This window comes from Desulfosporosinus burensis, assembly GCF_054657535.1.
In genome coordinates this window covers 236821-250930 of record NZ_BAAHYN010000005.1, presented here as the reverse complement: position 1 = coordinate 250930, position 14110 = coordinate 236821, and the positions used below count along the sequence as shown (strand labels likewise).

The window sequence follows — 14110 nt, the reverse complement described above, 5'->3', positions numbered from 1 at the left end:
TTGTACCGCAGGAGGGCTATTATGAAAAAAGAATGGGTCTGGCTCATTGCACTATCACTATGTATTATTTTTATAATACCCTGGAGTGTTGTACGCTGGCAAACAGAGCAGGAATTAGAGAATGATGTGAAAATACGGGTTTTGATGCCCAATGGAGGGGTTGAAGCACTCCCACTTGAGGATTATCTCATAGGCGTGGTTGCTGCAGAAATGCCTGCCGAATTTGAGGTCGAAGCCTTAAAAGCTCAAGCAATTGCAGCTCGGACCTATGCTGCAAAAAAGTTAAGCCAAAATAAACTAATCGATGCGAACCATGACGTAGACACGACGGTATTAACACAGGTATGGTTATCTGATACTCAAATGAAGAATCAGTGGGGATGGCTCAACTACTGGCGGTATCGGAGTAAATTGGAAAAGGTTGTAGCGGCTACGCGCGCGCTGGTTCTCGTATCAAAAGGGGAATATATCGATGCTCTTTACCATAGTAGTAGCGGAAGAAAGCCCACTGAACGGTCGGAAGAAGTATGGAGTTCATCCCGTGAATATTTGCAAAATGTTAGTTCGGGGGAAGAAGATCCACAACGTTATGTCAAAATAGTGACCTGGACACCTCAAGAACTTTATAAGAAACTGGGAATTAAAGATTTACCAAGAGCCTTTACTTCAGGGGATTTTCAAACTATTGGTCGAACGGCGGCCGGAAGAGTAAAAAATGTACGAGTGTTGGGAAGAGTCTATCAAACGACTCAACTCCGTACCTTACTGGGACTCTCGTCAACAGATTTAGAATGGGTTGTACAACCAGATCGCCTGACAGTCACGACGTATGGTAACGGACATGCAGTGGGAATGTCACAGTGGGGAGCCAACGATTTAGCCAAAAACAATAGAAATGTGGAGGAAATACTGGCTCATTATTACCCAGGAACAAAGCTAATGAAGTTAGGTTATATGCAGTAAACTTTCTAACTACAATAGTATTGGGGATACTGGTTTGTCTAAAAAAATATTATTGGGCAAGGCTAGTATAGAGGTGAGTCAATTGAACAGTGGTAAATTTTCCACAAGCGGGGTTTTAGTTTGGAGCTTTTTCATTCTTATAGGGAGCCTAATTGTCTACATAGGATATCGAAGTACACTGTCAGAATCTGTCCAGAATAGATCGCCAATAACCAATGAGGGAGCTCAAGCCGTGTCAGTCAATACAGTTCTGGATACAAGGACCGGTGGAGCAAACGAAATTTTGCATACTCAGACGGAAGACCGCTCAAAGAGCACGAAAGAAGATCAAGAAACACAGCAAGAACTTATGATTGTACTCGGGAAGAATAATCTCAATGAAAAAATTCTTGAACTAAGTGATTTTCAATGTCCGGTATATGGGAGCCCCTTGCGAAGAATTGGTAATTATTACTCTGAGTCTTTAGGGAATTATCTCTTTCATGCTGGTGTTGATTACGCAGTATCGGAAGGAACCGTGATCCGGGCTACGCAAGGAGGAAAGGTCACCTTTTCAGGGTCGGATCCTCTGCTAGGTCAAAAAGTAACTTTAGACTGCGGAGAAGGTTGGTTAGTCACATTCGGCGGACTAGATAACCTTCGAGTTAAAGTAGGGGAAACGGTAGAGGCTCAAGAAGCGCTAGGTCAAGTGGGATTGTATCCTGGAGCGGAGGGGGTTAGTGATCAACCACAACTTCATTATGAACTTTGGCATGGGAATGAAATTCAAAGGCCAGATCTCAATTAAAAAAATACACAGTGGTTACACGATTTGTTATCCCTGCTAAGGCAAAAAATATTCCTTATTAATCGTTAAAAAAGTGAGGTTAGAATGCTCCTGTTTTTTGTGTTCAGTGAAAGTATACCAGCCTTCGGCCTTGTTGAAATACCCCTAGAAGTATAGAATTTATTTTGGGGAAGGCATTTTGAGGCCTTCTCTTTTGGATGAGAATATATATAAACTATAGCAACTATTCAAAAAAACAAACAAACAAAAAACAAGGAAGGATTTCCTGAGATTACAAAGAATATAGCATAGCAAACAGTAGTGTGTATTGTCGTTTTGTGGAAAAACAAAAAAGAATATGCAAGCAATGACAACGGCAAACCTGGCGAAAGTAAGGGACGCAAAGCTATGGGTCGTCCAGTTCGGCTGACGATTGCCAGGTTACCCAGAGGGATCTGTCGTTGGTTGGTGGAATCCTTTCATAATATGCAGAGAGTCCCCTTTCCGGAAAAACTATTTCTACCATATTGCAGATAATAGCAGGAAAAAGCAAATTCTTGGAGAATGAAGTAGAATACACCTAGATACAAAGAAAACTTGGCTTGCGCCAAGCATTTTAGGCGCCGGCGGATCGGCGGAAGCCTAAGTTTTCACTTGTGCGCCGAGAGATTTATGCTATTCTGAATAGCCTAAATAAAACCCGGCTTGCGTTGGCGAGGCGGAAGCCGAGGTTGCACTTATGTATCCCGATGAAAGTTATGCTTTCGGATATGCTTAAAAAGTCGTGTTTGCAGGGATGTATTGTGACGTTCATAACGCGAAAGGATTGATCAGAGATGAAAACGAGTGAATGCGGAAAAAATATAGAACAGATGTTCGGGGGGGGGGGGGGGGGGGGTAATATATGTAATTACCCCCAAATATTGGAAACAAATTATTCTCGGATCGTTTGCAAAGGGTTGCATATCTATTTTACGGTTACTCATTAATATTCTTCATATAAAAATATTTAAGAGACTAAGTTTTTATAGACTGGCACAACATTGAAGTACCAGTTAGTTTTAACTTGGTCTTTTTGCTTTTGAAAAATTAATGGATAAAGGCAAACCATCCGAAAGGGTGGGACGCAAAGCCATGGGTCATCGCAAAAGGGCTAAATGTTCACCCTTTATCCCAAAGACACTCTGGTCAAGCTCAATTCAGGGGAAGTGGGTCAAGTGGTTAGCGTGACCTATAAGCATCCGGCACGTCCTCTTATAACCATTATTAGGGATAGAAATCCGCCGGGTTGAAGTGTCTTCCTACCCGATCGAGATTCAGCATAAACGGTTTTTATATTCCATCATGTATAAGTATGCCGAAAAAATTTACTTATCCCCTTCAAATGCGGGTACTTCCTTGGCCATGGATTTTATTTGAGATTTGAGATTGATCTGGTCGAATCTGCACAGGATTAATTAGATGAACTATTGGCTTTTGCGATATATAACCATAATTATGATAATTAATGTATACGGAAAACTGCATCTTTCAGGGCTGCGACAAAGGCAAACCTAACGAAAGGTAGGGACGCAAAGCTACGGGTCTTCCACGTAAGGGTGATGATCGCCGGGTTTCCGAACAGGGTTTATGTCGCCATTCCTTTTAGGAGTGGCGTTTATATTTTTGGGGGTGGTTTTTCTGAAACTTAATATACGGCCATTATCTGTCAATTGTCTTTCCCTGGGAGTGCCTACGGAATTGGATTTGTTCGATGCTCAAGGGTGTTTGCTTTTAGAAAAGGGTAAAACCGTGACGAAGGACATTATAGAGTGCGATCAAATGCGGGAAGTTTATGTAGTTACTTATGAATGGATCAATAAGAACCATTCCGACCCCCTGTTGTTTACCGGGCATCAACACCATCTAAATTTATTGAAACGCTTTTATTACGAACCTAATTTTATACGCCAGGATTATTTACATACTGCAACGACAATTGTGGCAAAGTTGATTCGTAAATCGAAGGAAAACCCCGGACTGCTCGTTGACCTTCGCGAATTAGAGTCATATGACTATTATAGCTATGTCCATTCTGTGAATGTCGCTTTACTAGCTACAATCATTGGCTTACAAATGGGTTATGGGTCGTTGATGCTCATTAATTTGGCCCTTGGTGCCCTTCTTCACGATTGGGGAAAGTTAATGATTCCCTGTAAAATACTCGATAAACCATCTGGTTTAACTGCGGGGGAATTTGAAATCATCAAACAACATCCTGGCCGCGGCGAACAAATGCTAAGGTCTGTAATTCTCTCAGAGGGAGTTTTAAAAATCGTCCGGCAACATCATGAACGTTGGAATGGACAAGGATATCCAGACTGTTTGAGCGGAGAAGCGATTTACCATGGAGCTCAAATTGTCGCTGTGGCGGATGTCTTTGATGCATTAACGGCAGATCGTCCCTACAGGGCGGGGATCCCCCCCTATCATGCGTTAGAAATGATTTTGTCTAGAGTCAATAAAAATTTCTCTTTAGATATCGTTAAAGCTTTCCGAAGTAGCTTAAACCTTTATCCCGAAAATTCCAGAGTCACTCTAAATACGGGAGAAACAGGCACTGTGATTGCTATTCCCCTTGGTCTTCCCACACGCCCGGTTGTACGGATAATCTTAGACTGGAAAGGTCATCCCGTGAAAAAGGAAAAAATCGTGGATTTGCTCCAGGATTTAAGTCTTTCGATAAATGCCGTTGATTTTAGCGTCGCTCATCTTACCCAAGATATGAGGATAAACGGGGTTTGATTCGTTTAATTGGAGAGGAGGGTTTACAGTGGTATTAAAAACAGAAAGCAAGATTATCGATGGCAAAAGACTGTTAAGCTTATCCGGTGTTTTAGATATCTCTACCGTCGAGGCTCTTCGATTAAGCTTGGACTATTTTAAGGGCCTAGACCAATTAAACATTGATCTCGGAGGAGTTAGATTTGTTGATTCGACAGGTATTGCCGGGATTATTGAATCGGTGCAGGCGCTTCGCAAACTTAAAATTAATGTATTTATTAAGAATATCCCGATTTTCATATACGAAAGCTTGATATTTTAGGTGTGCCGGAAATTTGCGGCAGAGATGTGTTTGAATCTCCGAAAGGCTTGACAACTTGATTGCTAAAGAGTAAGTATGAGGATATTTGGTCAAATAATTAGCCCAGCCGTTATCTTCGGAGATAGGATTAGAAAGGGTGGGTATTTAGAACTTGACAGTATTTAGGGAAAAGAAAGAGGTCAGCGGGTATGGGAAAAAGGCTAATGAAAGGGACTCTGAGACGAAGGATAATGTTAAGTTCAGTCTTTTCGCTTACCCTTATTTTGTTGTTGACTCTCGGTACGTATTTTTTTATTTTTTACTTTGAATTAAAGAATCGCTATGAGCTAAGAGTTACCAGCTTAGCCTCAACTGCTGCTATTCTAATGGACGGTCAGGCACATGACCGGTTACGGACCAGGGCGGACGAGGATTGTGCGGAATACCGGGAGATTCAGAAAGTTCTCCAAAATATCCAAAAAGTAAACCCGGATATAACGAATATTTATACGATGCGCATGATAGGCGAGGGGGAAAAGTGGGAATTTGTCGTTGATGTGAAAACGAAGGCTCCTTCCCATATCGGCGATGTTTACGATGCAACCGGACAAGACGCTATAAAACAGGCCTATGCTGGTGCAATTGCCGATAAAAGATTAATGATCGGCCAGTGGGGTGCTGGTTTGTACGGTTATGCGCCAATCAAAAATAGCAACGGTCAAACCGTAGGCATTGTTGGTCTTCATATTGCTGCTGAAAATATTTTTCACCAGGAACGGAAACTGGCACTCTGGGAGCTGGCCATTTTTGTTTTTTCTCTGGGCTTAACATTTTACACAACCAGTAAGCAGGTTAAAAGTTTTCCCCAGCCGCTTGAACAAATGACGGCAGGCGTAAACAGAATTAGGATGGGAAACTACGAGCACAGGATCTATATTAAAACCGGAGATGAGTTCGAAATCCTGGGGGATACCCTAAACGCAGCAAATGACATGATGACGAATTATCAGCAGATGATTGAACGGGACCTGCAAAATACCAGGATGCAAAGGGAAAAGATTTTCCATGTGTACCGCGATGTCATTTACGCGGTAACTCAAGGAAAGTTTAATCTATTGAATGAGGGAGAGTTTGAGCTTTTAAAACGTGAAGGAGTGTTTCAAGAGGAAGTCATAATCGCCGCCGTGACAGATGTGAATGCCGCCCGGGAATTGATTGCGGCTTATCTGGAAAAACGGGGGTGTTCTCAGCAACATTTGGCTCATATTGTCCTAAGTATTTCCGAAACGGTAACCAATGTCATTAAACACGCAGGGTACGGGATTATGCAAATTCGCGCGCTCGATCATGGTGTCCGGGTCAGCGTTGCTGATCAAGGTCCGGGGATGGACTTTGATAAACTGCCCAATATGATTTTTCTGCAGGGGTTTTCCACCACAGTTTCCATGGGCTATGGGTTTAGTATTATTTATAGGTTTGCAGATAAGATATATCTTTCAACATCTGAGCGGGGAACTTCTTTGGCTATGGATTTTCTGAACCTTATGGATTCATGAATCTAGCGACAAAAATATTTGATTGCAAAACCACTTTCCGGTTGTACAAGGATATTTGTTGTAAGACTGTTCAAAGTTTGATCAAATCGAAAGTGATAAAGGAAGAGCATATGAACGATAATTATAAAAGAGCGCAAGAAGACTCCAGAAGGCCGGGTTACTTGTTGAACTGCGAAAAGAACAATTATTTGGAGATTTTTGAAAACTTATCAAAACCGGTCATGGTGAATTTGATATGTGATAATGGCAAGAAGCTTGATATTAGCGAGCTGGCGGAAAAAGTCTTAGAAGACGTTAACAGACATATTGATAACGTGGAAAGTAAAGATGATTTAGCGTTTTTTGTAATAAAATATGACGGAGGTTAAATCATGGCTTTTAGAAATAAACAAACTGTTGACGATAAATCAGAACATCATCGTACAAAGTTATACCGGGGGATTCAGGAAAAAAAAGAAGTAATTCCCGACTACGTTTTCGATGGTTCCATTGAGATCAGAAACGGTAAGTTACTTTTTACCCCACCGCGGGGATTAGGTAGGTTCCCTCTGATCATGGGCGGAGACAATGTCGAAATTTATCTCAACGGAAAGAAAATAGAAACTCCTTCCTTTATTAACGATCATGATACTGTTGAGATCAAAACTCTTGATACTGCACCCTCAGTGGATCTGGAAATTAATATAATAGAAGATAAAATGAAAGCTTTTTTAGTGGTTAAGAAAAAGTTTGGTAAAAAGTATGCCCTTATTGATTGTAAGCCAATGCAGATAGTTAAGGTTTTAGCTGGATGTGTAATAGAAGAAGAACCGGCTCCGATTCGATATGAAGATGTCATGGAAGCATTACAAAACAAGGGTGTGGTTTTTGGAATTCAGGAAGACGCTATAATGAAAGCAGTTCAAGACACAGCTGGAGAATTTACTGTAGAAATCGCAACCGGTCTTTCTCCTGTTGAAAGCGTAGATGCTTCGATTATGTATAATTTTCAGGATGAAGACTGGAGCGTATCAGCAAGAAATCCCTATGGGAATGGTAAAATACATTCGGTTTCTCTTGGAGAAATTGTAGCAATTAAGAGACCGCCTGTCCCAGGCAAGCCAGGAATCGATGTTACAGAAAATCCGGTATTAGCGAAAATGCCGAAAGATGTTCCCATATTAATTAAAGATGGAGTCGAACTCATTAATGAGGGTACGGTCGCCATTGCAACAAGAAGTGGTAAGCCTGTGCTGGAGGGATACGGCAAAAAGTACTTATCTGTACGTCCTGTTTATATTGTGGAGGGTGATGTGAACCTCACGGTGGGAAACATTAAATTTAAAGGCGATGTTATTGTAAAAGGTAGTGTATACGACGGATTCTCAATCGAAGCGGGTGGGAGTATTCGGGTTTTAGGCGATGTCCTGCATGCTTCTTTGTATGCCAATGGAGATATTGTCGTCAATAAAAATGCCATTTCGTCCCGACTACAAGCAGGTGGTTTGGCCGTTCCCTACAAATGGATTTATGAGATGCTTACCCAGTTATTAAACCGGCTTGAGAATTTACTTGCGGCCATGGAGTTGCTAAAAGCTCAGCGTGCTTTTACGACAGGTGACCTCAAGGAAAACGGTGAGGGTCAACTTGTCAAGTTATTAATTGACTATAAATTTAGGGATATTCCACACTCGATTTATGAGTTAATCCAAATTGTCCTGAAGGAAGAAAATCAAGGCCTTATAGTTGATCTTTTGCAAATAACTCAGCACTTAAGTCAAAAGTTATGTAATCTCGGACCATTGCGCATACAGCATCAAAATGAAATAGAATTACTCATACAAGAATTACAGTATTCTCTAAATATTGTAGATGGGTTAGTCGTGAATGCAGCAAATATTGCCGTTAGTTATCTGCAAAACAGTGTAGCACAGGCAAGCGGTGATATCATTATTACCGGAAAAGCAAGTATTATTTCTCAGTTACATGCCGAAGGAAAGATAGTAATTAACAATGGGGTAGTCAGGGGTGGGCACCTCAGCGCACGGGAGGGAATTAAAGTTATGGAATTGGGCTCAAACAAGGATGGCGAGGTTAATATCAGTTTGCTGGACAATTGTGTTTTGGAAGCAGCTATTGCTTATCCGGGCATTGTGATCCGTCATGCAATGGATATAAAAGTAGTGCAAGAACACCGAAGATACTTACGGGCGCAAGTAAGTAAAGGACATTTAATCGTTGAAAATGCAAATGAATTTTGAACGAATATGAGGAACCAAACCTCTTCCTGGCTGGGAGGAAGCAAATAAATGTTTACCGTAAACGTAAAATAATCAAACGATAGTGTTAAATAAACTTAAAATGAGGTTATGAATATGCGTCTAATATCTGTCGAGAACTTAGAACCGGGAATGGAAATCGGCAGAACGGTTCACGGTGCAAACGGTGCAATCTTACTTGCCGCAGGTGTCGAATTAACGTCGAAATTTATTAACCGGCTAAAAGAGTTGGGTATAGCAGCGATATATATTCGTGTTGAGGCCATCGGCGACATTGAAGTCGATGATGTGGTGTCGGAAAAAACTAGGCTCGAGGCCCTAAAGGTCACCAAAGAAATGATGAGTAATATCAAATTAAATTCCAGCAGTTTTGATATCCAAATGGTGAATGACGTAGTCGATAACATTATCAATGAACTATTGGCAAATAAAGATATAGTGGTTAATGTTCTGGACATTCGAGCTATGAATGATTATACTTTTGGTCACAGTGTCAATGTAGCAATTCTTTCGATCATTACCGGTATTGCCATGGGGTACGACTACACAAAGTTGAGCAAGCTGGCAGCAGGTGCTTTGTTACATGACATTGGCAAAAGTAAGATCCCCGAGCACTTACTTAACAAAGTCGATCCTTTAAATGAGGAGGAAGAGCAACTTTTCCAAGGACATACGATTGCCGGTTTTGAGATTTTAAAAAATATTAAGGGATTTAGTCTAGCGGCTGCTCATGTTGCCCTTCAACATCATGAAAGATATGATGGTACCGGTTATCCCCGGCAGTTAAAAGGTGAAGAAATTAGTGAATTTGCCCGAATTGTCACAGTGGCCGATATTTATGATAAAATGACTACGAGTATCGTCGGACGTCCACGTTGCATGCCTTTTCAAGCACTAGAGATCATCATGGCGAATCGAGGGATATTCCTTGATCCGGAGGTTGTCGAGCATTTTATGAATATTATTGCGCTATTTCCTGTGGGTACGACTGTCTTACTAAATACCGGGGAAAAGGCGGTCGTGATTCAAACAACTAGGAAACATCCCACCCGTCCGGAAGTACGAGTTTTCATCGACAGGGATGGCAAGCTGATGACTCCTCCTTATGAATTTAATTTGGTCTACAGTTCAAATTACTTTATTACCCGGGTAATAGAGGAGGGTTAAGCTAATTGTTGAATGAATTTAGGCAAACTCAACTTTTGTATCGAGTTTGTTCCCTCCTTATCAAGGCTCAGCAGGATAATCACGAAGTATTTAACCAAATCGCTGCTCTTTTATGTCAAGAGTTAGGAGTTATAGGTTCAAGTATTTGGTTAGCCACACACCAAGGCGGGATAGGGCAGCAGAGACTGGCATTTTTTCAAGCTGGGGAAAAGCTAGGTTATTCCTTGCCGAATTTAGATTACCAAGCCGCGGCTTTAGTCATTGAACAGGGAAACGGCCTGGTTTTACATAATATTCATAACGATGGGAATTTTCATGAGGCAAGACGGAATGATCTTTGGGTGACTGCTTACCCTTTAAAGAACAAACTTCAGCTTATAGGTGTGTTTTGTATTTGGGATAATTGCAATAAACGCACACACCAGGAAAGAGAAGATCTTGTTTCGCTGGTCCAAAAAGTGGGCAGCGAACTGACAAACGGACTCTATAACTATAAGCAATATTCTCAAGCCGACCATAAAAGGATAGCGAAAGAGTTAGAAACCGCCCGTCGCATCCAATTGGATTTGATGCCAAAAGAACTGCCTGTTTTACAAGGGACCTCTTTAGGAGTTCGAACGATTCCGGCTAATGAAGTGGGCGGGGATTATTTGGATATGTTTTTGACTAATAGTAAACATCTTGGCATTGCAATTGGTGATGTGATGGGTAAAGGCATTCCTGCTGCTTTATGGATGGCCATGACCAAGGTAGCGATGCGAACAGCGGCTAAAGACGATACCCAACCACATTTCGCGGTAAGTCAAGTAAATTCAGTGCTCTTTCCTGATTTATCACGCCAAGGTATTTTCGTCACATTACTCTATGCTTTATACGATCCTTACAACAAAACACTTTTATTTTCCAATGCCGGACACCTACCGCCTCTGTTATATCGAAGCAAGACTCGAAAAGTTGAACCTTTACAACTAAAGGGAGCTTATATTGGTGGCGTGGAAAATAAGATCTACCAAATTAGTGGAGTCCGGTTACAGAAAGGGGACATAGTGCTCTTTTACACTGACGGCTTAACAGAAGCTTTGAATTCGGCGCAAAAGCAGTTAGGAATTGAAAAAGTAGCTGAATTATTGAACAGTAATGCCCTGTATGATGCTTCTCAAATAATCGATCGTTTGGTTGTAAATTTAGGACAATTCATTGGCGACTATCACCAGACTGATGACATAACTCTGGCAGTTTTAAAGGTTGAGGAATGAGTTGCTTGGAAGAAAAATAATTTACAAGGAGTGGTAAAAATGCCGTTGGAAATTGAACGTAGAATGGAAAAAGATATGATGATTCTAAAAATGAGTGGAGTTCTTGATATTTCTACAGTCGAATTATTACAGAACAGTATTAATCATTTGGGTGAGATAAATAAAGTTATCTACGATTTCGATAACATTAAGTTCGTTGACTCAACTGGTGTGGGTGGTATTGCAAGCGTAATCAGGGAGTGCCAGAAAAATAAAGTTACTATAAAGATAAATAATATTTTACCGGAGGTTTTTGAAGTATTGGATATTTTAGGTTTGCCAGAGATTTTTGGCGAAGAAACATTCGAAGTTAAACAGGTATAAATGAATCTATGCTATCAGGATCTCGATACTCAGTCAAAGAACGTCCTTAAACAAAATTACTCTAATTAGTTTGTCTTTCTCAGTTTTAACAACAGTAGAGGCTCAGGATGCTCGGTCAGGTCGGGTTCTTTGCTGCCGCTGAGAGAAAGCGATCAACCGCAACTTCACTACGATGTATGGTATGGAGATGAAGTGCAAAGGTCAGTGCCTTAAAAAACATCACAGTATTTACCAACAGAGGACATCCTTTTACGGATGTCTTTTTTGATTGAGCACGCATATAAATGTACTACACTTGTGGACGAAGGAGGGCTCTGCGTGCAAGAATATATACGCAAACGGGTGCTCGATATTGGAACTTACATATTAGAATCGAGTGCAACCGTTCGGCAAACGGCTGACGTTTTTGGTGTCAGCAAATCTACGGTTCATAAAGATGTTACAGAAAGATTACCCTTGGTAAACGAAAAGTTATCTATGGAAGTAAAGCACATTCTGGAGACCAACAAAGCCGAACGACATATTCGAGGAGGCGAGGCTACAAGAAAAAAATATCAAGAAAACTAGCTTATATGCATAATGTGAAGTAAAATGGATCATGAAGAATTTAAAAAAACTTGCCATAACTAAAGGGATTATCAAATTAATCACGAATAATTTTAGTAGTACTAACTTATAATAGCGAATCTCCCGAGAGGGAGATTATGCTATTTGTTTATAGTCTATTCAGATGGACAAGCTACAGAGGACGAAAGGGGTATCTCTACTCATGTTTGGAATGGATTTTGGGATAGATTTAGGAATAGATTTGGGGACAGCCAGTGTTTTAGTGTATGCCAAAGGAAAAGGAATTGTCTTACACGAGCCTTCGGTGATTGCAATCGACCGTAATAATAATAAGCGAATAGCCGTTGGTGAAGAAGCGAGATTAATGATCGGTCGAACACCTGGAAATATTGTGGCTGTTCGTCCAATGCGTGATGGAGTAATTGCAGATTATCAGACTACCGAACTAATGTTAAAATACTTTCTCGAAAAAGCAGGCGCGAAGCGCTGGCCATTTTACAGAACGCGGGTTGTTGTTTGTATTCCTTCTGGGGTAACAGAAGTAGAACAAAGAGCAGTAAAACAAGCAGCCTACCAGGCTGGTGCTAAAGATGTTAAAGTAGTTGAAGAACCCTATGCGGCAGCCCTGGGAGCAGGACTGGATATTTCTGGACCTACAGGAAGTATGGTCGTAGATATTGGGGGAGGAACAACCGATATTGCAGTACTTTCGCTCAACGGTATAGTGGCGAAACGCAGCCTTCGGGTCGGTGGAGATAAATTTGATGAGGCAATTAGCCGCTATATCCGACGTGAGCATAATCTCATGATAGGAGAGCGTACGGCTGAAGAAATTAAGATTGCAGTCGGCTCAGCCATTTCAGAAGGCCGCCCATGCGTGGACATTGATGTGCGAGGTCGCGATTTAATTACGGGTTTACCCAAGACGATTAAAGTCAATTCTCGAGAGTGTTATGTGGCCCTTGAGGAATCCATTGATGCGATTGTTGCTGGGGTTAAAGAAGTATTGGAGCGGACCCCACCTGAATTATCGTCGGATATTCTTGATAAAGGGATTATCATGACTGGAGGAGGGTCCTTAATGTACGGCTTCGATATCCGTTTGGCCCGTGAGACAGGATTGCCTGTGAGTATTGCTGAGGATCCGATTTCATGCGTGGCCTTAGGCACTGGCAAATTATTAAACGGAAAGTTTTAGATCAAAAAACAGGTTTAATTAACGTAAAAATATCCCGAAATGGTCCGAGGCTAGTGGCTGGATCCGAAATGAGAAATCGTATTCGGGTAAGGTCTTCTTACCTTGGACTTTATCATTCTCAGTAGCCCCAAGGAAGAGGAAATCTAACTTAGAGAGCATGTGAGAAGAATTGTCTTAAGCGCAGAGGATAGGACGTTAAGAAACTTCCTCAGAAAGGAAAGGTCTCATGAGAGTTGATATTCTCGGAATTTCCGTAGATACATATTCTATGCCAGAGACTGTGGAGAAAATTCGACAGTCGGTTGAAAATCAGGTTAAGATTCGAGTGGTGACAGCCAATCCTGAAATGATCTATGCATCTGGCTACAATCAACGGCTGAAGAGACTGATTAATTCTGCAGATGTTGTGACGGCTGATGGGATTGGTGTGGTTTGGGCCGCCCGGCGATTAGGAACTCCAGTTCAGGAAAGAGTGACCGGGATTGATTTAGTCCAGTCGATATTCCCTGTGGCCAATGACCAGGGATGGCGGCTCTTCTTTTTAGGAGGGAAACCCGGCGTGGTCGAAAAAGCGATAAAACAGGTAGTTCCAAAATACCCCGGAATGGTTGTAGAAGGGCATCACGGATACTTTAATTTGGCTGAAGAAACTCGTGTATTAGAAGAGATCCTAAGGTTTCAACCAGATGTCTTACTCGTAGGATTGGGTGCACCCCGTCAGGAATATTGGCTTGCTGAACATCCTGGATTAGCAACGGTAAGTATAGGGGTAGGCGGAAGTTTCGATGCACTGGCAGGGATCGTGATCCGTGCGCCTAAACGTCTCCGAGAACTTCATCTAGAGTGGCTGTATCGCTTGTGGAAAGAGCCCTGGCGTTGGAAACGCCAAACCGTTCTACCACGCTTTGTAATAAAAGTGTTATTACAGGGAATGCGCTCCAAGACCCCTTAA

General features: G+C 41.6%; 14 protein-coding genes and 3 riboswitches. Of the genes, 13 read left to right on the top strand and 1 reads right to left on the bottom strand.

All coding sequences use genetic code 11. The features are described 5' to 3' along the window. Window positions 1-21: 21 nt before the first annotated feature. From spoIID to ACYQ3Q_RS10550, 10 genes are all read left to right on the top strand, one after another. Window positions 22-963, top strand: coding sequence for a stage II sporulation protein D (spoIID, locus tag ACYQ3Q_RS10595; protein WP_459928525.1), 942 nt, complete (start codon window positions 22-24; stop codon window positions 961-963). Window positions 964-997: 34 nt separating this feature from the next. Continuing rightward, a complete protein-coding gene (locus ACYQ3Q_RS10590; protein WP_459928524.1) occupies window positions 998-1750 on the top strand; it encodes a M23 family metallopeptidase in 753 nt (250 codons plus the stop codon). 344 nt (window positions 1751-2094) lie between these two features. Further along, window positions 2095-2178: riboswitch (cyclic di-GMP riboswitch) on the top strand. Between the two features lie 642 nt (window positions 2179-2820). Further along, window positions 2821-2876: riboswitch (cyclic di-GMP riboswitch) on the top strand. 389 nt (window positions 2877-3265) lie between these two features. After that, a riboswitch (cyclic di-GMP riboswitch) is annotated at window positions 3266-3350 on the top strand. A gap of 119 nt (window positions 3351-3469) precedes the next feature. Beyond that, window positions 3470-4513 (top strand): HD-GYP domain-containing protein, encoded by a 1044-nt coding sequence (locus ACYQ3Q_RS10585; protein WP_459928523.1) that lies wholly within the window; start codon window positions 3470-3472, stop codon window positions 4511-4513. Between the two features lie 28 nt (window positions 4514-4541). Beyond that, the gene (locus ACYQ3Q_RS10580) at window positions 4542-4814 is read left to right on the top strand and encodes an STAS domain-containing protein (RefSeq protein ID WP_459928522.1); all 273 of its coding nucleotides are present in this window, start codon (window positions 4542-4544) and stop codon (window positions 4812-4814) included. Window positions 4815-5044: 230 nt separating this feature from the next. Beyond that, complete coding sequence (locus ACYQ3Q_RS10575; RefSeq protein WP_459928521.1) at window positions 5045-6349, top strand: ATP-binding protein; 1305 nt, start codon at window positions 5045-5047, stop codon at window positions 6347-6349. A gap of 110 nt (window positions 6350-6459) precedes the next feature. Next, a complete protein-coding gene (locus ACYQ3Q_RS10570; RefSeq protein WP_459928520.1) occupies window positions 6460-6717 on the top strand; it encodes a hypothetical protein in 258 nt (85 codons plus the stop codon). Window positions 6718-6720: 3 nt separating this feature from the next. Continuing rightward, on the top strand, window positions 6721-8589 hold the full coding sequence (locus ACYQ3Q_RS10565) for a flagellar assembly protein A (RefSeq protein WP_459928519.1): 1869 nt from the start codon (window positions 6721-6723) through the stop codon (window positions 8587-8589). Between the two features lie 114 nt (window positions 8590-8703). After that, window positions 8704-9774 (top strand): HD-GYP domain-containing protein, encoded by a 1071-nt coding sequence (locus ACYQ3Q_RS10560; RefSeq protein ID WP_459928518.1) that lies wholly within the window; start codon window positions 8704-8706, stop codon window positions 9772-9774. A gap of 5 nt (window positions 9775-9779) precedes the next feature. After that, window positions 9780-11030 carry a SpoIIE family protein phosphatase gene (locus ACYQ3Q_RS10555; RefSeq protein WP_459928517.1) on the top strand — a complete coding sequence of 417 codons (1251 nt, stop codon included), beginning with the start codon at window positions 9780-9782 and terminating at the stop codon, window positions 11028-11030. 39 nt (window positions 11031-11069) lie between these two features. Next, complete coding sequence (locus ACYQ3Q_RS10550; protein ID WP_459928516.1) at window positions 11070-11393, top strand: STAS domain-containing protein; 324 nt, start codon at window positions 11070-11072, stop codon at window positions 11391-11393. A 115-nt stretch (window positions 11394-11508) separates the two neighbouring features. Here the strand turns inward: ACYQ3Q_RS10550 and ACYQ3Q_RS10545 are convergent, their stop codons facing one another. After that, window positions 11509-11673 (bottom strand): hypothetical protein, encoded by a 165-nt coding sequence (locus ACYQ3Q_RS10545; RefSeq protein ID WP_459928515.1) that lies wholly within the window; start codon window positions 11671-11673, stop codon window positions 11509-11511. Window positions 11674-11711: 38 nt separating this feature from the next. On the opposite strand from ACYQ3Q_RS10545, the gene spoIIID reads away from it, so the two are divergent. The 3 genes from spoIIID (at window position 11712) to ACYQ3Q_RS10530 (ending at window position 14110) form a co-directional block, all read left to right on the top strand. Then, a complete protein-coding gene (gene spoIIID / locus ACYQ3Q_RS10540) occupies window positions 11712-11960 on the top strand; it encodes a sporulation transcriptional regulator SpoIIID (protein WP_009619498.1) in 249 nt (82 codons plus the stop codon). Window positions 11961-12162: 202 nt separating this feature from the next. Beyond that, on the top strand, window positions 12163-13158 hold the full coding sequence (gene mreB, locus ACYQ3Q_RS10535) for a rod shape-determining protein MreB (protein ID WP_034141285.1): 996 nt from the start codon (window positions 12163-12165) through the stop codon (window positions 13156-13158). A gap of 226 nt (window positions 13159-13384) precedes the next feature. Further along, complete coding sequence (locus tag ACYQ3Q_RS10530; protein WP_459928514.1) at window positions 13385-14110, top strand: WecB/TagA/CpsF family glycosyltransferase; 726 nt, start codon at window positions 13385-13387, stop codon at window positions 14108-14110.